At 59.1% G+C, this 18,205-nt stretch carries 21 protein-coding genes and 4 tRNA genes; 15 read left to right on the forward strand and 10 right to left on the reverse strand.

Annotation, left to right across the window (positions count from 1 at the left end; translation table 11 throughout):
* Positions 1-89: 89 nt before the first annotated feature.
* Entirely contained in the window at positions 90-1,418 is a 1,329-nt protein-coding gene (gene trhP / locus ACV8MC_RS16550) for a prephenate-dependent tRNA uridine(34) hydroxylase TrhP (RefSeq protein WP_457262667.1), read from the reverse strand.
* A 156-nt stretch (positions 1,419-1,574) separates the two neighbouring features.
* Here trhP and ACV8MC_RS16555 point away from each other — a divergent pair, with 156 nt between their 5' ends.
* Positions 1,575-2,636, forward strand: coding sequence for an AI-2E family transporter (locus tag ACV8MC_RS16555; RefSeq protein ID WP_076563570.1), 1,062 nt, complete (start codon positions 1,575-1,577; stop codon positions 2,634-2,636).
* Here ACV8MC_RS16555 and ACV8MC_RS16560 read toward each other — a convergent pair.
* The 3 genes from ACV8MC_RS16560 to ACV8MC_RS16570 form a co-directional block, all read right to left on the reverse strand.
* Positions 2,633-2,815: a hypothetical protein gene (locus tag ACV8MC_RS16560; RefSeq protein ID WP_041477171.1), complete on the reverse strand. Its 183-nt coding sequence runs from the start codon at positions 2,813-2,815 to the stop codon at positions 2,633-2,635. The two genes, ACV8MC_RS16555 and ACV8MC_RS16560, sit on opposite strands and share 4 nt — an antisense overlap.
* A 103-nt stretch (positions 2,816-2,918) precedes the next feature.
* Positions 2,919-3,113 (reverse strand): hypothetical protein, encoded by a 195-nt coding sequence (locus ACV8MC_RS16565; RefSeq protein WP_016770691.1) that lies wholly within the window; start codon positions 3,111-3,113, stop codon positions 2,919-2,921.
* A 230-nt stretch (positions 3,114-3,343) separates the two neighbouring features.
* Positions 3,344-3,724, reverse strand: coding sequence for a hypothetical protein (locus ACV8MC_RS16570; RefSeq protein WP_024013471.1), 381 nt, complete (start codon positions 3,722-3,724; stop codon positions 3,344-3,346).
* A gap of 243 nt (positions 3,725-3,967) precedes the next feature.
* On the opposite strand from ACV8MC_RS16570, the gene ACV8MC_RS16575 reads away from it, so the two are divergent.
* Both ACV8MC_RS16575 and ACV8MC_RS16580 read left to right on the forward strand, forming a co-directional pair.
* Complete coding sequence (locus tag ACV8MC_RS16575) at positions 3,968-4,786, forward strand: shikimate 5-dehydrogenase (protein WP_041477169.1); 819 nt, start codon at positions 3,968-3,970, stop codon at positions 4,784-4,786.
* A gap of 187 nt (positions 4,787-4,973) precedes the next feature.
* A complete protein-coding gene (locus ACV8MC_RS16580; protein ID WP_095182115.1) occupies positions 4,974-5,492 on the forward strand; it encodes a cupin domain-containing protein in 519 nt (172 codons plus the stop codon).
* Between the two features lie 132 nt (positions 5,493-5,624).
* Here the strand turns inward: ACV8MC_RS16580 and ACV8MC_RS16585 are convergent, their stop codons facing one another.
* On the reverse strand, positions 5,625-6,269 hold the full coding sequence (locus ACV8MC_RS16585) for a YceH family protein (protein WP_041477166.1): 645 nt from the start codon (positions 6,267-6,269) through the stop codon (positions 5,625-5,627).
* A 125-nt stretch (positions 6,270-6,394) separates the two neighbouring features.
* Here ACV8MC_RS16585 and ACV8MC_RS16590 point away from each other — a divergent pair, with 125 nt between their 5' ends.
* Entirely contained in the window at positions 6,395-6,904 is a 510-nt protein-coding gene (locus tag ACV8MC_RS16590; RefSeq protein ID WP_041477165.1) for a DUF1993 domain-containing protein, read from the forward strand.
* 158 nt (positions 6,905-7,062) lie between these two features.
* On the opposite strand, the gene sstT is transcribed toward ACV8MC_RS16590, so the two are convergent.
* Positions 7,063-8,295 (reverse strand): serine/threonine transporter SstT, encoded by a 1,233-nt coding sequence (sstT, locus tag ACV8MC_RS16595; RefSeq protein WP_236169589.1) that lies wholly within the window; start codon positions 8,293-8,295, stop codon positions 7,063-7,065.
* 307 nt (positions 8,296-8,602) lie between these two features.
* On the opposite strand from sstT, the gene ACV8MC_RS16600 reads away from it, so the two are divergent.
* A complete protein-coding gene (locus tag ACV8MC_RS16600; RefSeq protein WP_024013467.1) occupies positions 8,603-9,760 on the forward strand; it encodes an MFS transporter in 1,158 nt (385 codons plus the stop codon).
* Here the strand turns inward: ACV8MC_RS16600 and nhaR are convergent.
* Entirely contained in the window at positions 9,755-10,654 is a 900-nt protein-coding gene (gene nhaR, locus ACV8MC_RS16605; protein ID WP_016775345.1) for a transcriptional activator NhaR, read from the reverse strand. The two genes, ACV8MC_RS16600 and nhaR, sit on opposite strands and share 6 nt — an antisense overlap.
* Before the next feature lie 133 nt (positions 10,655-10,787).
* Between nhaR and ACV8MC_RS16610 the strand changes: the two genes are divergently transcribed.
* Together ACV8MC_RS16610 and ACV8MC_RS16615 are read left to right on the forward strand one after the other, a co-directional pair.
* A complete protein-coding gene (locus tag ACV8MC_RS16610; RefSeq protein WP_024013465.1) occupies positions 10,788-11,030 on the forward strand; it encodes a hypothetical protein in 243 nt (80 codons plus the stop codon).
* A 29-nt stretch (positions 11,031-11,059) separates the two neighbouring features.
* Positions 11,060-11,809, forward strand: a complete 750-nt coding sequence (locus ACV8MC_RS16615) for a TerC family protein (protein ID WP_056788748.1) — start codon at positions 11,060-11,062, stop codon at positions 11,807-11,809.
* A 261-nt stretch (positions 11,810-12,070) separates the two neighbouring features.
* Here ACV8MC_RS16615 and ACV8MC_RS16620 read toward each other — a convergent pair whose 3' ends face one another.
* On the reverse strand, positions 12,071-12,235 hold the full coding sequence (locus ACV8MC_RS16620) for a hypothetical protein (RefSeq protein WP_164488349.1): 165 nt from the start codon (positions 12,233-12,235) through the stop codon (positions 12,071-12,073).
* A gap of 234 nt (positions 12,236-12,469) precedes the next feature.
* Here ACV8MC_RS16620 and ACV8MC_RS16625 point away from each other — a divergent pair, with 234 nt between their 5' ends.
* From ACV8MC_RS16625 to ACV8MC_RS16635, 3 genes are all read left to right on the forward strand, one after another.
* Positions 12,470-13,141 (forward strand): peptidase C39 family protein, encoded by a 672-nt coding sequence (locus ACV8MC_RS16625; protein WP_315435391.1) that lies wholly within the window; start codon positions 12,470-12,472, stop codon positions 13,139-13,141.
* A 90-nt stretch (positions 13,142-13,231) separates the two neighbouring features.
* Positions 13,232-13,438, forward strand: coding sequence for a DUF6021 family protein (locus ACV8MC_RS16630; RefSeq protein ID WP_056788754.1), 207 nt, complete (start codon positions 13,232-13,234; stop codon positions 13,436-13,438).
* Positions 13,439-13,450: 12 nt separating this feature from the next.
* Entirely contained in the window at positions 13,451-13,657 is a 207-nt protein-coding gene (locus ACV8MC_RS16635) for a hypothetical protein (RefSeq protein ID WP_252876592.1), read from the forward strand.
* A gap of 54 nt (positions 13,658-13,711) precedes the next feature.
* Here the strand turns inward: ACV8MC_RS16635 and pbpG are convergent, their stop codons facing one another.
* Both pbpG and folD read right to left on the reverse strand, forming a co-directional pair.
* A complete protein-coding gene (gene pbpG, locus ACV8MC_RS16640) occupies positions 13,712-14,650 on the reverse strand; it encodes a D-alanyl-D-alanine endopeptidase (protein WP_095182110.1) in 939 nt (312 codons plus the stop codon).
* Positions 14,651-14,880: 230 nt separating this feature from the next.
* Positions 14,881-15,735: a bifunctional methylenetetrahydrofolate dehydrogenase/methenyltetrahydrofolate cyclohydrolase FolD gene (gene folD, locus ACV8MC_RS16645; RefSeq protein WP_016775338.1), complete on the reverse strand. Its 855-nt coding sequence runs from the start codon at positions 15,733-15,735 to the stop codon at positions 14,881-14,883.
* A 275-nt stretch (positions 15,736-16,010) separates the two neighbouring features.
* On the opposite strand from folD, the gene ACV8MC_RS16650 reads away from it, so the two are divergent.
* The 5 genes from ACV8MC_RS16650 to tig all read left to right on the forward strand — a co-directional run bounded on the left by ACV8MC_RS16650 (position 16,011) and on the right by tig (position 18,202).
* Positions 16,011-16,087, forward strand: a tRNA-Arg gene (locus tag ACV8MC_RS16650).
* 32 nt (positions 16,088-16,119) lie between these two features.
* Positions 16,120-16,195, forward strand: a tRNA-His gene (locus ACV8MC_RS16655).
* A gap of 57 nt (positions 16,196-16,252) precedes the next feature.
* Positions 16,253-16,337: transfer RNA gene (locus tag ACV8MC_RS16660), tRNA-Leu, on the forward strand.
* 77 nt (positions 16,338-16,414) lie between these two features.
* Positions 16,415-16,490 (forward strand) — tRNA-His (locus ACV8MC_RS16665).
* Between the two features lie 401 nt (positions 16,491-16,891).
* Complete coding sequence (tig, locus tag ACV8MC_RS16670; RefSeq protein ID WP_457262675.1) at positions 16,892-18,202, forward strand: trigger factor; 1,311 nt, start codon at positions 16,892-16,894, stop codon at positions 18,200-18,202.
* The last annotated feature ends 3 nt before the right edge of the window (positions 18,203-18,205 follow it).

Consider the following 18,205-nt stretch of genomic DNA (forward strand, 5'->3'; position numbering starts at 1 on the left):
TCCACTGTGGGAGCGAGCCTGCTCGCGAAGACGGCATCGGCTTCGCAGCAAATTACGGCCATGCTGCGAGTGCCAGACAAGATCGCCAGTCAACCAACACGCAAATCCCGCATCAACAACCCAAAGCGCAAATCCACCGCATCCGGAATCGGCACGTACACCGTATGCCCGTCCCCCGGCGCCACTTCGATCGCTTGGCCGCCGACACTCTGCAATTCATGCAGATCAAAATGGAAATTGCCCTTGGGCGTCATCAGTTCCAGATGATCGCCCACGGCAAAACGATTCTTCACTTTCACTTCGGCCAGGCGATCACGGCGCTCGCCGGTCAGCTCGCCAACGAACTGCTGACGCTCCGACACCGAACTGCCGTGCTGATAATTCTGATATTCGTCGTGCACATGGCGGCGCAGAAAACCTTCGGTGTAGCCGCGCTGGGCCAGCGATTCCAGATCCAGCATCAGGCTGCGATCGAACTCGCGCCCGGCCACGGCATCATCGATCGCGCGGCGATATACCTGGGTGGTGCGTGCGCAGTAGAAATGCGATTTGGTCCGGCCTTCGATTTTCAAGGAGTGCACGCCCATGCGCGTCAGCCGCTCGACATGCTGCACCGCGCGCAGATCCTTGGCGTTCATGATGTAGGTGCCGTGTTCGTCTTCGAACGCCGGCATCAATTCGTCGGGGCGATTGGCTTCCTGGAGCAGGAAGACTTGATCGGTCGGTGCGCCGAGACCCAGCGTCGGCTCGGGTTCAAAGGTCTGGACGATCTCGCCGAGCTGGTTTTCCGTCGCTTCTTGCGCCGTGTACTTCCAGCGGCAGGCGTTGGTGCAGGTGCCCTGATTGGCATCGCGCTTGTTCATGTAACCGGAAAGCAGGCAGCGCCCGGAATAGGCCATGCACAGCGCGCCGTGCACGAACACTTCCAGCTCCATGCCCGGCACCTGCTCGCGGATTTCACCGATTTCTTCGAGCGAGAGTTCGCGCGACAGGATGATCCGGCTCAGCCCCTGTTGCTGCCAGAACTCGACGCTCGCCCAATTCACCGTGTTGGCCTGCACCGACAGGTGAATCGGCATCTGCGGAAAATGCTGGCGCACCAGCATGATCAGGCCCGGATCGGACATGATCAGCGCATCCGGGGCCATCTCGATCACTGGCGCCAGATCTTTGAGAAACGTCTTCAGCTTGGCGTTGTGCGGGGCGATGTTGACCACGACGTAGAAGCGCTTGCCCTGCGCCTGCGCCTCACGGATGCCCAGCGCCAGGTTGGCATGATCGAACTCGTTGTTGCGCACCCGCAGGCTGTAGCGCGGCTGGCCGGCGTAGACCGCATCGGCGCCGTAGGCGAAGGCGTAGCGCATGTTTTTCAGGGTGCCGGCGGGGGCGAGAAGCTCGGGGGCGATGAGAGTCTGCATTTGGATGTCGGTCGCAAAAGCCGCGCAGGGTAGGGCTGCTGTTGCGAGGGTTCATTGATCTGGATCTATGCTCCATGAATAAACATGGCACTCGCGCGCTCGGCGGCTGACTAAGTGGGGCGGGCGTGCGTGACGCCTGACTGACATGGACCGGATATGAACGAAAAGAGTCTGCAATTCAAATCCCTGACAGTGCTGCTGGTGCTGGTCACGGTGGCCTTTATCTGGATTCTGCTGCCGTTCTACGGCGCGGTATTCTGGGCTGTCATCCTCGGCATTCTGTTTGCGCCGGTACAGCGCAGGTTGCAGCAGAAGTTCGGCTGGCAACGCAACGTGACGTCGCTGTGCACCTTGAGCCTGTGCCTGGTGGTCGCGATTCTGCCGGTGATCATCGTCAGCATCCTGCTGGTGCAGGAAGGCGCGACTGTCTACAAGAACATTGAAAGCGGCGAGCTGGACATCGCTGCGTATCTGGCGCAGTTCAAGCACAGCCTGCCGCCTTACTTTCAGCACTTGCTCGACCGCTTTGGCATGGGCGAACTCGACAGCTTGCGCGAGAAGATCGTCAAAGCGGCGATGCAGGGCAGCCAGGTGCTGGCGACTCAGGCGTTCAGTTTCGGCCAGGGCACGTTCGAATTCGTGGTGAGTTTTTTCATCATGCTCTATCTGCTGTTTTTCTTTCTGCGTGACGGCCCCGAGCTGGCGCGCAAGATGCGCACTGCCGTGCCGCTGGAAGAAAACCACAAGCGCCGCCTGCAACTGAAGTTCAACCGCGTGGTGCGCGCGACAGTCAAAGGCAACGTGGTGGTGGCCGTGACCCAAGGCGCGCTGGGCGGGTTGATTTTCTGGTTTCTCGATATTCCCAGCGCATTGCTCTGGGCGGTGCTGATGGCGTTTCTGTCGCTGTTGCCAGCGGTGGGCGCGGGGATTGTCTGGGCGCCGGTGGCGGTGTACTTCCTGCTCAGCGGCATGATCTGGCAGGGCGTGGTGCTGGGCTTGTTCGGCGTATTCGTGATCGGCCTGGTCGACAACGTGCTGCGCCCGATCCTGGTCGGCAAAGATACGAAAATGCCCGATTACCTGATCCTGGTCTCGACCCTTGGCGGCCTCGCGGTCTTCGGCCTCAATGGCTTTGTGATCGGGCCGCTGATTGCCGCATTGTTCCTGTCGAGCTGGGCGCTGTTCGTCGAGACCAAGCCCAAGGTGCAACTGCCTTAAGCATGAAACGTGCTGCTGGCGACCTGTTGCGACAAGGCCTGCGCTGCTGGTAACGAGGTGAGCGGGCCGCTGATCGGCTCGCCATCGCGCACCAGATACCAGCAAGCGAGCAAACCGGATGCACGCAGCGAAGCGGGAACTGCGCTGCCGATGACCGACATGATTTGAACCTGTGCCATGGGAAAACCTCCATCAAACTGATGGGGCTACCTTAGGGATTTGCCGGCACGACGGACAATCAACGCTTTCGATAGTGGTCATTGATGCCAGTGAGGTCTGGCGTCATTCGACCACTTGATCGAGCATGTGCATGACTTCGCGCTCATTGAGCAGGCCCTTGTGCACGAGGTTTTCGGCGAGCAGGGACAGCAGCTTGGCGCAGCGATGGCCTTCCAGGTGCTTGAGCTCGGTGAGCGCGCTGTACACCTTGCTCGAGGTGCACAGACCGACGATGCGGTGCGGGTTTTGTGTGGGCATACAGTCGTCCTTGTTGTTATCGATCTGTTGTTTACGGACGGATTCAGATTGCGGTTCCGTCATGACAAAGCGGTGACCGTTTGATGAAAAAAATCTCTACGGTCGATTCCATCATGCCGACTTTAGCTGCTCAAACTGTTCTCACAGCGACCTTGGCGAGATTTTTTCAGACGTTGGCCGACCAGCGGTCATAAAAAAGCCCCGCTTGAAAACGGGGCTCTGTGTTGCGCTTACCAGCGTGGACCGCCGTAGTAGCCATGCGGGCCGCCGTAGTAGCCGTGGGGCCGACCGTAATAACCACGAGGCGGACCGTAATAGACGGGGGCCGGCTGCACGTAAACCGGTTGCTGCACATACACCGGCGCCGGCTGGTAATAGACCGGCGGTGGCGGTTGCTGCACGTAGACCGGTTGCGGCTGTACATAAACCGGCTGCTGCTGCACGTACACCGGCCGATCCTGGTTGATCAGTGCCGAGCCGATGATGGCCGAGCCGACGATCGCGCCAAACACTGCAGGGCCCTGCCAGCCATGGCCACCACCCGCTTCAGCCTGGCCGGTGACGGCAAGTGCGCCAATCAACAAAGCCATGATGGGAAGTTTACGAATCATGATAAGTCCTCGGTTCTTCGACCCGGCGCCGCGGCCTGAGTCAGGCCCACAGTTGTCGCGGGGATACAGCTAAGACAGCAAATTTGCGAAATTCAGCACAGCCGCTGGGTAAATTTTGTGTAAGGTCTGTACCGGCTTCTTTACCCGGCTACGCGGCGCCACAAACAAGCCCAAATGATGATTCAGAACCCGGTGGGCTGGCCAATCCCGTCCATCCGAAAGTGCGTTTGAAGGAGAAGTTTCATGCAGATGAACCCGAACAAAGACACCCAATTGTGCATGTCCCTGTCCGGGCGGCCGGGGAATTTCGGTCTGCGTTTTCACAACCATTTGTATGAACAGCTGGGCCTGAACTTCTACTACAAGGCGTTCAGCAGCCAGGACCTGACCGGCGCGGTCGGTGGCATCCGGGCACTGGGCATTCGTGGCTGCGGCGTGTCGATGCCGTTCAAGGAAGCCTGCATTGCGCTGGTCGATGAGCTGGATGCGTCGGCGGCGGCGATCCAGTCGATCAACACCATCGTCAACACTGGCGGCCACCTCAAGGCCTACAACACCGATTACATCGCCGTCGCGCAATTGCTGGAGAGCCACGCGGTGCCGAAGGATTCCACCTTCGCCCTGCGCGGCAGCGGCGGCATGGCCAAAGCGGTGGCCAGCGCCCTGCGCGATGGTGGCTACAAGAACGGTTTGATTGTCGCCCGTAACGAGCGGGCCGGGCGCGCCTTGGCGGATTCGCTGGGTTATCGCTGGCAGGCCGATCTGGGTGACGAGCGCCCGCAGATGCTGATCAATGTCACCCCGGTAGGCATGGACGGCGGGCCGGAGGCGGGGCAACTGGCGTTCGAGCCTGAAGTGATCAAAGCGGCTGAGACCGTATTCGACGTGGTGGCGATACCTTCGGAGACGCCGCTGATCGTGCGGGCGCGGGCCGAGGGCAAGCGAGTGATCACCGGGCTGGAAGTGATAGCGATCCAGGCGCTGGAGCAGTTTGTCCTGTACACCGGGGTGCGGCCGAATGAGGCGCAGTTTGCGGCGGCGGTGGATTTTGCGCGTAGCTGATTGATCTTTTAGTGGCTGGGCTGGCCTCTTCGCGAGCAGGCTCGCTCCCACAGGTTGAGCTGGAATGCGATTGAATGTGGGAGCGAGCCTGCTCGCGAAGGCCGCGCTGCGGTTCTGGATCACTATCTATAATCCTCGCCAGCACGCACAGATGTGCCCACCACAAAAACCATAACCGAGGCCGCCCATGCATCCGCCCATCCTCAATCTCAACGAGGTCGAACTCGAAGCCCTTCCCGAAGCCCTGGCCCCTGAAGGCGAAACCGCCGGGCGTTATCAGCAGCGTTTCGCGCGGATCGGCCAGCAACTCGGTGCGCAGAAACTCGGTTATCGCCTCTATGCGCTGCCAGCAGGCATGCGCGGCAGTCCATTCCACAGCCATCGGGTCAATGAGGAGATGTTCTACGTGGTGGCCGGGGAGGGCGAGGTGCGCTTGGGAGGCGAGCGTTTTCCGATCCGCGCCGGTGATGTGATCGCCTGCCCACCGGGCGGACCCGAGAAGGCGCATCAGATCATCAATACCAGCGCGGATGAGCTGCGTTATCTGGCGATCAGCACTCAGCAGCAGCCGGAGATCTGCGAGTATCCGGATTCGAACAAGTATGCGGTGATGGATAATTTCACGGTGGATGCCGAGGGCAAGGCCTCGGGCTTTGTCGCTGTCGCGCGGCAGGTGGATGGGGTGGATTATTGGGATGGGGAGTGATGCGGGCTGCTGAATATCGCGCAGACCCTGTGGGAGCGAGCCTGCTCGCGAAGGCGGCGGGTCATCCAAGATCGTGGTGACTGACACTACGCTTTCGCGAGCAGGCTCGCTCCCACAGAGGTTCTGTTGCGATTATTCGAGGCGGGCCAGGCGTTCTTCCAGTGCGGCGATCCGCGCTTCCAGTTCTTCGATACGCTCCAGGGAAACACCAGCGCTCGAGCGCTCCCCAGGATTTTGCCGCGCCGCCAATATCGCCTCGATATCCGCCGGATCGCCCAAGGCGTGGGTGTAGCGATCCTCACGCTGCCCGGCCTGACGCGGAATCAATACCGCCAGACCGCGTGCGATCAGCCGTTCAAGCTGATGAACCACCTGCTCGGCGTCCTCGAACTCGTGCATGCGTCCGCTGCGGGTCAGCAGTTCGTTGACGGTCTGCGGACCGCGCAGAAACATCAAACCCGTCAGAATCACCTGTGCTGGCACCAGTTCCAGCGCCTTGTCGACCTTGTGCTCCCAGCGGTCGGCGCGGCTGCCCATGACCAGCCGGGTAAACCCACGACCCTCCAGTGCCCGCAGGCTCTGCCCGACCTGGCCCTGATTGAGGTTCATCACCGGCTCGCGACTGGTTTTCTGATTGCAGGCCAGCACCAGCGCGTTGAGGGTCAGCGGATAGGTTTCCGGGCTGGTGGCCTGTTTTTCGATCAGCGCACCGAGAATGCGGATTTCCGTGGCATTTAACCGTGGCTGTTCGGAGGTGGATTCTTGTTCGTTGCTCATCGCGCGTTCCCTCTGCAGTCGAAGCCGCCTAGCCTAATCCTTGCCAAACAAAAGGCAAGCCGTGTGCTCATCAAGCATGGCTATAATCGCCACCACGTATTACCCAGCCATCACATGAGATTGCCATGACCATTTCACTGTACGCCGCATCCGTCCCGGTTTTTCAACAAATGCTCAACGCCCTGAGCGATGTGCTGAAAAAGGCCGAAGCCCACGCCAGCGCGAAAAACATCGACCAGAGCGTTTTCCTGCAAGCGCGTCTGTACCCGGACATGTTCCCACTGGTGCGTCAGGTGCAGATCGCCGTGGATTTCGCCAAAGGCGTGTCGGCGCGTCTGGCCGAAGTCGAACTGCCGAAGTACGACGACACTGAAACTACCTTTGCCGAACTGCAAGCGCTGATCACCAAGGTTCTGGCCTTCATTGGCGAGATCAAGCCAGAGCAGATCGACGGCAAGGAAGGCATCGAAATCGTGACCCGTCCGGGCACGCCGAAAGAGAAGCGCTTCAGTGGTCAGGCGTATCTGCTGACTTATGGCTTGCCGCAGTTCTTCTTCCACGTCACCACCACCTACGCGCTGCTGCGTCATAACGGCGTTGAAGTGGGCAAGCGCGATTACATGGGCGCGTTCTAAACGCCCGGATACGAAAAAGCCCGCCAAGGTTCGCGCCTTGGCGGGCTTTTGTTTTTCTGTGGGAGCGAGCCTGCTCGCGAATGCGGCGTATCAGGCGATATTAATACTGAATGTCTCGCCCCTTTCGCGAGCAGGCTCGCTCCCACAAGGTAAGGCGGTTACGCCGTACGCTGAGCCTTCTCTTCCTCGCCCAGGCAAGCCGCCGCTGTAAATAGCACGTCAGTCGACGAGTTCAGCGCGGTCTCCGCCGAATCCTGCAGCACGCCAATAATGAAGCCCACCGCCACGACCTGCATGGCGATTTCGCTCGGGATGCCGAACAGGCTGCACGCCAGCGGAATCAGCAGCAGCGAACCACCGGCCACACCCGAGGCACCACACGCGCAAATGGCTGCGACGACGCTGAGCAGGATTGCGGTCGGAATGTCCACTGCGATGCCTAAAGTGTGCACCGCCGCCAGGGTCAGCACGGTAATGGTGATCGCCGCACCGGCCATGTTGATGGTCGCGCCGAGCGGGATCGATACCGAGTAGGTGTCTTCGTGCAGGCCCAGGCGCTTGCTCAATTCCAGATTGACCGGAATGTTCGCCGCCGAGCTGCGGGTGAAGAACGCGGTAATGCCGCTTTCACGCAGGCACATCAGGGTCAGCGGGTACGGATTGCGGCGCAGCTTCCAGAACACGATCAGCGGGTTCATCACCAGCGCGACGAACAGCATGCAGCCCAGCAGCACCGCCAGCAGGTGCGCGTAGCCGAGCAGCGCGCCGAAACCGGAGGTGGCCAGTGTCGACGCGACCAGGCCAAAGATGCCCAGCGGCGCGAAGCGAATGACCACGCGGACGATCACGGTGACGCCGTTGGACAAGTCACCGAGCACTTCGCGAGTGGTGTCGCCAGCGTGGCGGATGGCAATGCCCATGCCGATCGCCCAGGCCAGAATGCCGATGAAGTTGGCATTCATCAGCGCGCTGACCGGGTTATCGACGACGCTCAGCAACAGGCTTTGCAGGACTTCGCCGATGCCGCCGGGCGCAGTCACAGCAACGTTTTCCGTCGACAGCACCAGATTCGACGGAAAGCTCATGCTGGCAACCACGGCCACCACCGCAGCGCTGAATGTACCCAGCAGGTAAAGGAACAGGATCGGCCGGATGTGGGTTTCCTGGCCGTGCTTGTGGTTGGCGATCGAGGCCATCACCAGCACGAACACCAGAATCGGCGCCACGGCTTTCAATGCCGAGACAAATACCTTGCCGATGAACGCAGTGGACTTCGCCAGCTCCGGTGCAATCAGGGCCAGGGCAATACCGGCGATCAGACCAATGACGATCTGGCTGACCAGACTCAGGCGTTTCAGGCGTTGCAGTAACGAAGGGGATGAAGCGGTCATAGCGGCATCTCTGTTTTTTATAGGGTGCGAAGCGTGGTGGGCAGTCACGAAACGCCTGTCGAAGTGACATCAACGCCGCCAAACGGCACGTTGAACAGCTGTACGATTTTCAGGGCGCGGACTTTATCACAGCGTAGGCGTGAACCTTCAGGCCTGTGACGATCTGCCACCGGATCGGCCCGGCAGATCGGCAGTTTTGGGCAACTCAGTGCGGACGCAGTCTGTTAAGCTTCGCCATCCTCATTTTCAAGTTCTGCCAGCGGGCCTCCGGGTCATCGCTGGTGTCGTCGTTTTGCTGGAGTTGCGCATGCTGTTGCCTATTCTTCTGTTGTCCGCCGCCGGGTTCACGGTGCTGACCACGGAATTCGTCATTGTCGGCCTGTTGCCGGCGATTGCCCGAGACCTCGAAGTCAGCATCCCGCAAGCCGGGCTGCTGGTGACCTTGTTTGCCTTTACCGTGGCGCTGTTCGGCCCATTCCTGACCGCGTATTTCGCCCGTTTCGAACGGCGCAAACTGTTCATCAGCATTCTGATCATGTTCGGTCTGGCCAATACCGTTGCAGCGTTGGCGCCGAATATCTGGGTGATGGCCATCGCGCGTCTGATTCCGGCGTTGGGTTTGCCGGTGTTCTGGGCCTTGGCCAGTGAGACAGCGGTGGACATCGTCGGCCCGGATTTCGCCGGCCGCGCCATCGCCAAGATCGGCTTCGGTATCGTCTGCGCCACGGTGTTTGGCATTCCGGTCGGCACGCTGATTTCCGACGCGTTCGGCTGGCGCAGCGCATTCGGCATTCTGGCGTTGATCGCATTTGCCAAAGCCTTGCTGCTGTTTGTCTATCTGCCGAAAACCAGTCTGCACCAGCATCAGGTCAGCTTCCGTTCACAATTCAAGATCCTGCGCAGCCCGCTGATGCTCGGCCATATCTTGTTGTCGATTCTGGTGTTCAGCGGCATGTTTACCGCTTACACCTACCTTGCCGACATCCTCGAACGACTCGCCGGTTTCAACGGCACCGTGGTCGGCTGGTGCCTGATGGCGTTTGGCGCAGTCGGGCTGATCGGCAACTCGCTTGGCGGGCGCGCGGTGGATCGGCATCCGCTGGGGGCGTCGGTGTTGTTCTGCGCGTTCATGATCGCCGGTATGGTTTCGCTGGTGCCGAACATTCATTCGCCAGTCGGCCTGGCGGTGGCGATGGGCATTTGGGGCGTGACCCAGGCGGCGCTGTTCCTGGTCAGCCATGTGCGCCTGATGAAAGCCGCGCCGGAAGCGCCGGCCTTCGCCGCGTCGCTGAACATCGCCGGGGCCAATCTCGGCATCGGCTTGGGCGCGATGGTCGGCGGCCGGGTGATCGACAGTGCCGGGCTGGGCTTTCTCGGCTTTGCCGCTGCCGGCTTCATTTTGCTTTCGGTGTTCCTCGCCATGGTGCTGATGACGCTGAAGCCGCGTGAAGTCTGCGCTTCATAACCCGGTAAACAGCTCGCGTCGGGCGCCCTCGGTAATCGCTACGATGCCAGGGTGCTTGACCTTGCGTTCCACCGAAATGGCATAGAACGACTCGCTCACCGCGTCGGTCTGGCCGATCAACTCGACGCCGTACTGGCGCTTCACTTCCTCGGCAATCACGCTCGGGCCAATAAAGATCCCGCTGCCGGATTGGCCGAAGGCCTGCATCAAAGCACTGTCATCGAACTCGCCGACAATCTGCGGCTGGATCTGCTGTTCGGCGAACCAGCGCTGCAAACGGCTGCGCACCACGGTTTCCGCGCCGGGAATCAGCAACGGTGCGCCGTGCAGGCTGCGCGGGAAATCCTGGCCATACTGCGCGGCAAGTTCGGCGGTGGCGAAGAAGCTGATCCCGCACTCACCGAGCTTCTGGCTGTAGCCTTTGATGTCCAGATGCGAAGGCATCGGGCTGTCGGAAATCACCAGATCCAGACGCTGGATGGCCAGATCAGCGAGCAGGCGTTCGAGTTTGTCTTCGCGACAGGTGATGCGCAGCGGCTCGCTCAATTCCATGGTCGGCGCGATCAGGCGATAAACAATGGATTTGGGCACCACATCGGCCACGCCGACGCGAAAGAGGATCTGCTGCTCGTTGGGCTGCGCACGCAGCATCAGCTCCAGCTCGCCGCCCAACTGAAACATCTGCTCGGCGTAGGGCAGGGCCTGGCGCCCGGCTTCCGTGAGCTCCAGCTGTCGGCCAACCCGGCGAAACAATTCCACGCCATAGGTTTGTTCGAGCAGTGAAATCTGTCCGCTGATCGTCTGTGGCGTCAGGTTCAGTTGCTCGCACGCCCGGACGATGCTGCCGGTTTTGGCTACAACCCAGAAGTAATGCAGTTGTCGGTAATTGAGCATAGTGATGGCCACTTCGTGAAAACCGAAGTATAGCCGCTAAAAATACGAATTTTCCTGAAGTGTTCATCTCCCTAGAATGCCCAGCCATCGACGGCCGGTGTGTGCGCCTGTCTGTTCATTCGAAGGAAACCTTATGAAATACACATTTCCCGCAGTGATGTTTGCGTCTTTACTGGTTCTGGCCGGTTGTGATCAGGCGGAAAAAAGCGCCCAGCAACTGATGGGCGCGGCGGCTGAAACCGCCAAACAAGCAATCGACGACACCCATAAAGCCGCCGAGCAAGCGCTCAGTGATGCCACCGGTGGTTTGATCGAGAAAAAAGAAACGCCGGAAAAACAAGCGGAAGAATCCGAATCTTCCTCCAAGACCATCTAAACCGTCTTACACAGAGTCAGGACTGACCCATGGAATATCTGTTAGAACTCGCCGCCAGCCCCACCGCTTGGGTTGCTTTGGCCACACTGGTGGTAATGGAAATCGTGCTCGGCATCGATAACCTGATCTTTATTTCGATCCTGACCAACAAATTGCCCGAACAGCATCGGCAGAAGGCGCGTCGTATCGGTATCGGCATGGCCCTGATTCTGCGTCTGGCCCTGTTGAGCACCATCGCGTTCATCGTGCAGTTGACCGAGCCTGTGATCGAAATCCTTGGCCAGGCGTTCTCCTGGAAGGACATGATCCTGATCGCCGGTGGCCTGTTCCTGGTGTGGAAGGCCACGACCGAGATCCATCACAGCATGGACCCGTCGCCGGAAGACCCGAAGACCGCGACTTCGACCGTAACCCTGGGTTTTGCCGCGGCCATCGGTCAGATCCTGATGCTCGACATGGTGTTCTCGATCGACAGCATCATTACCGCTGTCGGCATGACCGAACACTTGCCGATCATGATCATCGCGGTGGTGGTGTCGGTGCTGGTGATGCTGCTGGCGGCTGATCCGCTGGCCAAGTTCATCAACGACAACCCGACCGTGGTCATGCTGGCGCTGGGCTTCCTGATCATGATCGGCATGACGCTGATCGCCGAAGGCTTCGGCGCCCATGTTCCGAAAGGTTATGTGTACGCGGCCATGGCGTTCTCGGCCGGTATCGAAGTGTTGAACATGCTGTCGCGCCGGGCGAAGCAGAAGAAGGTTGTTCAGCAGGCGTAATCGCTGAGAACACAAAAAACCGCCTGGGCTGTTGAGCTCAGGCGGTTTTTTTTCGCTTTGATGTTGGGGGTGTGGTTTAGAGCTTGCCCCTCATCGGAACGCCGCCCGCCCAGCTCTCTCCCGAGGGAGAGGGGGCCGATTGGGGGGGGCTTTTCAGATCCTGAGTTCGGCTGGATATTTCACGTCGACCTAATTCGGAAGAACAACCCGGTCAGTTCCCTCTCCCTCCGGGAGAGGGCTAGGGTGAGGGGCTCTTGATCTTCAATGCGCAGCAGCGTGCCGCACTGGATGCTTCTCTGTTTTCTCAACCGGCATCGTCTGCACCGGATGATGCCGCCGCGAAATCCGCAGCACGCCCCACAACATGGCAGTCGCCACGGCCAGCCAGCCGGCTATCAACATCACGATGGTCATGGTCAGGCTCATTGGTGCCTCCTCTTCGCCCTGCGTCGGGCGCTCGCTTTTCGCAATTCGCTCTATTTCAGTGACAGTCTAGTCAATGGCGTGTTTCAAGCTATTGACCAAAGGTCGTTAGTGACCAATCAGTTTGCTCTATGCAATCGCCCGCTCTGCGGTTTAAGGCTATACCGCAGGCGGGTGCGGCTCTATGATCGCTGGCGTTGCCGGAACACGATGACCGGCGTCTGGAAGAGAGTGACGATGGTTCAGGTATTTTCTCGAGTGCGTGGAGCGTTGCTTGCCGGCGCTTGCGCGGTGTTGCTGAGCGGATGTGCGGGCAACGTAGCGCCAGAAGTCAAACGCTTGCCGGAGCGAGTTGAACTCAGCGGCACCTTCTATCGTGGCGAAGCCAACCAGAGTGGGCCACAGGTGCTGGCCAGTCTGCTGTCGCAACAAGGCATCGTCATCACCCCGGGCCTTCTGGAAAAACCGCTGCACTTGCCGGGGGCTGAGGACAAGCTGCAGCAGAACATGCAGAACCTAGCGCGGGAATACGGTCTGGTGGTTTATCCGCTCGACAGCAAGCTGCCAGCCTTGCTGACCCAAGTCGCAGCGGGCTATCCGGTCATGGTGCGTTTCAGCGAAGGTTCGGCATTCTGGGCCGAGCCGCGTTACGCGATCCTGTCCGGCTACGACCGCAACAAACAGAAGGTCCTGCTGCGTGCCGGCATGAACCGTCGGCAGTTGATGGACTTCGGCAGCTTTGAATCAGCGCTCGAAAAGGCCGGTGGCTGGGCAATTCTCATTCAGAAACCGTCGCAGATTCCGGCATCTGTCGACCCCTCCCGTTGGCTGAAAGCCGCCGATGAGCTGGCGCAGGCCGGTGAAGAAAACGCTGCGGCGCAGGCGCGTAAGGCCCTCGCGGCGCAATAGACCTCCGTTCGTCATCTGCCGGGCACGACTGCGCCCGGCCAGCCTCTGAAGATTAATGCCCGTGCTTCGCGGGTGAATCAAGGAGGCAACATGGCAGATTCCCAAACCCCGAAAGGCCCACACTCGTCCGAACATTCCTCGGGCGATGATCTGGGCTTCGATCCGGATTCGCCGGACCTCGAGGATCCGCAAGTTGATCCGGTCGGTCCGGCTAAGGCCCCGCAGGATGTCGAGCCCGGTGAAGATCCGAAGAAACCGGCCAAGCCCTATGATCCGTTAGCCGATCTGAAACCTTGATGTGAGGTGCGTATGAGTACCGATTCAAGCTTCGATGACCACAAACCTGACAGCGTACCGACCACGCCGGAGCCGGAGGTTGATCCGGTGCTGGACCCGGACAGCCCGATGCGCGACCCGATGGCGCGGCCAAATGTGCTGACGCCGGACGTTTCGCCTGAGCCGAGCTCGGGCGACGGCATCCCCGATGACGACAATATGCCGCTGCCCAACGACTGATGCGCGGACGAAAAAAAGCCCCGAACATTCGGGGCTTTTTCATGATTGCTGGGTCTACTTTGCCGCTTCGACCACGCCGCTCTGACGGCTCTTGAGGTTCTTGTCGGCTTTGTATTGCTGTGCCACGGCAGGCACGTTGGCGCTGCGCCCGGTTTCCACCCAGCTGCGGATACGGCTGGCGTCGGCAAAATGCGTGTATTTGCCGAACGCATCGAGAATGACCAGGGCGACCGGACGGTTGCCCATCTTCGTCACCAGCACCAGGCAATGGCCGGCCGGGTTGGTAAAACCGGTCTTGGTAATCTTGATGTCCCAATCGGCCTTATTGACCAAGTGGTCGGTATTGCGGAAGCCCAAAGTGTAGTTGGGCTTGCGGAACGCCACGGTCTTTTCCTTGGTGGTGGTCAGTTGCACCAGAAGCGGTTGCTTGTGCGCGGCCACCAGCAATTTGCTCAGGTCGCGGGCGGTGGAAACGTTGCGCTCTGACAGCCCGGTCGGCTCGACAAAGTGCGTGCTGGTCATGCCCAGCGCCTTGGCCTTGGCGTTCATTGCCGCGATAAAAGCAGCGTAGCCACCTGGATAGTGGTGCGCGAGGCTGGCGGCGGCACGGTTTTCCGAAGACATCAAGGCGATCAGCAGCATCTCGCGGCGAGGCAGCTCACTCTTGAGTTTGACGCGGGAGAACACACCCTTCATTTCCGGGGTGTTCCTGATATCGACATCGATCCATTCGTCCATGTTCTGTCGAGCTTCCACCACGACAAGGCCAGTCATCAGCTTGCTGACGGAAGCGATCGGTACGATCACGTCAGGGTTGCTGGAATAAATGACTTTGTTGGTCTGCATATCCATGAGCAGGGCGCTGCCAGACGCGATCTTCAATGTCGAAGCGTCACGTGGAGCAGCGGTGGTTTCCGCAGCGTTGATCGTTGGCGTGATGAATGTGCCTGTAACAGCAAACAACAGGCTCAGAATCGAGAGACGAATTTTCACGCGGGCGAACTCTAAAAGGTTGGATATACCGTTAGTTTGTAACGGGTTATTTCTCAAAACCGGCGCATTTTAGGAGTATGGCTGAAGAACTGTCGATGGTTGTTTGTAAGACCTGAAAATCTCGTGAAAAGGCCTGTAAAAAGAGCGGTTTCCGGCGAACGGTTGAAGTTTTTTCTCAGGCAAGAAAAACCCCGCACGAGGCGGGGTTCTGATGCGGCGTAAAAACCCGGTCAGACGTGCAGGGTTTCTGCGGCGTAGAGCGTGTTTTCCAGCAGGCAGGCGCGGGTCATCGGGCCAACGCCGCCCGGTACCGGGGTGATCCAGCCGGCGCGGGGCAGGGCGGTTTCGTAAACGACATCACCGACCAGTTTGCCGTCGTCCTGACGGTTGATGCCGACGTCGATCACGATCGCGCCTTCCTTGATCCACTCGCCCTTGACCAGGCCCGGCTTGCCGGCGGCAACGACCACCAGATCAGCGCGGCCGACGTGGCCCGCCAGATCCTTGGTGAAGCGGTGAGTCACAGTGACGGTGCAGCCGGCCAGCAGCAATTCCATGGCCATCGGGCGACCGACGATATTGGAGGCGCCCACGACTACCGCGTCCATCCCGTAAAGATCAGCGCCAGTGCTTTCCAGCAAGGTCATGATGCCTTTCGGGGTGCAGGGGCGCAGCAGCGGAATACGCTGGGCCAGGCGACCGACGTTGTACGGGTGGAAGCCGTCGACGTCTTTGTCCGGGCGGATGCGTTCCAGCAGCTTGGACGCGTCGAGGTGTTCGGGCAGAGGCAACTGCAGGAGAACGCCGTCGATAGCCGGATCGTCGTTGAGGCGATCGATCAGATCGGTCAGGGCGTCCTGAGTGGTGTCGGAGGGCAGGTCGTAGGCTTGAGAGAGGAAGCCAACCTCTTCACAGTCTTTACGCTTGTGCGAGACATAAACCTGAGAGGCAGGATCGCTGCCGACCAGGATCACCGCGAGGCCGGGGGTGCGCAGGCCTTGCTGGCGACGCTCGGCAACTCGTTGGGCGATCTGCTGGCGCAGGCTGGCGGCGATCGATTTGCCGTCGATTAGTTGTGCAGTCATTGCGCGTGATTAACCATCGAGAGGGGAAAAAATGAGAACGCATTCTCGCATGTCGAGCGGTGAGGGCAAAGGCGCTTGGTCAGCAAATTCCTCTAACTCCTTTAATTAAATGAATTTTTTTCAAAAAGGATTTGACGACCTTTGGAGCCCTCTATACTATTCGTCGCACTTGTCGGGCACAGCCTAGCACTGGTTAAGAAGGTGAAGCGGAATCAAGGTTCTGCGGCGCTGGAAAGCACTTAGTTTGTAGTCCTTTAAGAGTACAGATTAACAAGGCGCCCGTAGCTCAGCTGGATAGAGCATCCGCCTTCTAAGCGGATGGTCGCAGGTTCGAGTCCTGCCGGGTGCGCCATTAGGCAGCTTTGGCACAAGTAACGCGATATGGTGGGCGTAGCTCAGTTGGTAGAGCACGGGATTGTGACTCCCGTTGTCGTGGGTTCGATCCCCATCGTCCACCCCATATTTCGAAAGGCGCCAGATTTAACGGTCTGGCGCCTTTGCTTTAAAAGCTTCATCCGCGGATGTGGTGGAATTGGTAGACACACTGGATTTAGGTTCCAGCGCCGCGAGGCGTAAGAGTTCGAGTCTCTTCATCCGCACCAAATAAAGCTTCACCTGTGCCTAGGGCCTGATGAAGTTTCGACAAAGAAGTTGTTTGGCTTTTTTGTTACGCAATATGGTGGGCGTAGCTCAGTTGGTAGAGCACGGGATTGTGACTCCCGTTGTCGTGGGTTCGATCCCCATCGTCCACCCCATATTTCGAAAGGCGCCAGATTTAACAGTCTGGCGCCTTTTTTGTTTTAGCGGTTTCGAAATCCGGCCACGGCCGATTTCGAAGCGCAGGGCAGGGCACTTCATCGCTTTTAAAGGATCGGATGACGCTGAACTGCTCGTCGTTCCGGTTTTGCCGGAACGCCTGTCGGGGCCTATCTGGTAGTTGCTTCTATATATAGAAGCGTTGTTGCAGAGCCCTGACGTGATCGCTTGTATTCGCCAGTGGAGTGCGCGGCATTCGTGCGGCGCTCCCTATAAATTGCCTGCTGTTTTTTTACCCGTTTCCAGTAGGGTGACTTCTTGAGTTTGACCCACTAGAATGCATGCCCTTGATTCTGGGGTCGGAAACGGCCGGCTAACGTCTGTGCAACGAGGAATATCCATGCAAGTTTCTGTTGAAAATACTACTGCTCTCGAGCGCCGCATGAGCGTCACCGTGCCGGCAGAGCGCATCGAGACTCAGGTCAACAAGCGTCTGCAGCAGACTGCCCAAAAGGCCAAAATTGCTGGCTTCCGTCCAGGCAAAGTGCCAATGAGCGAAATCAAGCGCCGTTTCGGTGCTGATGCGCGTCAGGAAGCGGTAGGCGACGTCATCCAGTCTTCCTTCTACGAAGCTGTGGTCGAGCAGAAGCTCAACCCTGCCGGTTCGCCTTCGATCGAGCCAAAGTCGCTCGAAGCGGGCAAGGATCTGGAATACGTTGCTGTATTCGAAGTCTTCCCTGAGTTCACCGTTGCTGGCTTCGAAGGCATCACCGTTGAGCGTCTGAGCGCTGAAGTGGCTGACGCTGATCTGGACAAGATGCTCGACATCCTGCGCAAGCAGAACACCCGTTTCGAAGTGGCCGACCGCGCTGCTCAGAACGAAGACCAGCTGAACATCGATTTCGTTGGCAAGGTTGACGGCGAAGTGTTCGCTGGCGGCTCCGCCAAGGGCACTCAGCTGGTACTGGGTTCCGGCCGTATGATCCCGGGCTTCGAAGAAGGCCTGGTTGGCGCTAAAGCCGGCGAAGAACGCGTTCTGAACCTGACCTTCCCTGAGGATTATCAGAACCTGGATCTGGCTGGCAAAACCGCCGAGTTCACCGTGACCGTCAACACTGTGTCCGAGCCTAAGCTGCCTGAGCTGAACGAAGAGTTCTTCGCTCAATTCGGCATCAAGGAAAGCGGCATCGACGGCTTCCGCACCGAAGTTCGCAAGAACATGGAGCGTGAACTGCGTCAGGCAATCAAATCCAAGGTCAAGAATCAGGTAATGGACGGTCTGCTGGTCACCAACCCGATCGAAGTGCCAAAGGCTCTGCTATCCAACGAAGTTGACCGTCTGCGCGTGCAGGCTGTTCAGCAGTTCGGCGGCAACATCAAGCCAGACCAACTGCCGGCCGAGCTGTTCGAAGAGCAAGCCAAGCGCCGCGTCGTGCTGGGCCTGATCGTTGCTGAAGTAGTCAAGCAGTTCGATCTGAAGCCTGATGAAGCTCGCGTTCGCGAAATGATTCAGGAAATGGCTTCCGCTTACCAGGAGCCAGAGCAGGTCGTGTCGTGGTACTACAAAAACGAGCAGCAACTGAACGAAGTGCGTTCGGTTGTGCTGGAAGAACAAGTTGTGGATACTGTTCTGCAGAAAGCTAGTGTGACCGACAAATCGGTCTCCTACGAAGAAGCAGTCAAGCCGGTAGAAGCTCCAGCAGCCGACTGATTG

The organism is Pseudomonas sp. PK-RTE-24 (assembly GCF_054052265.1).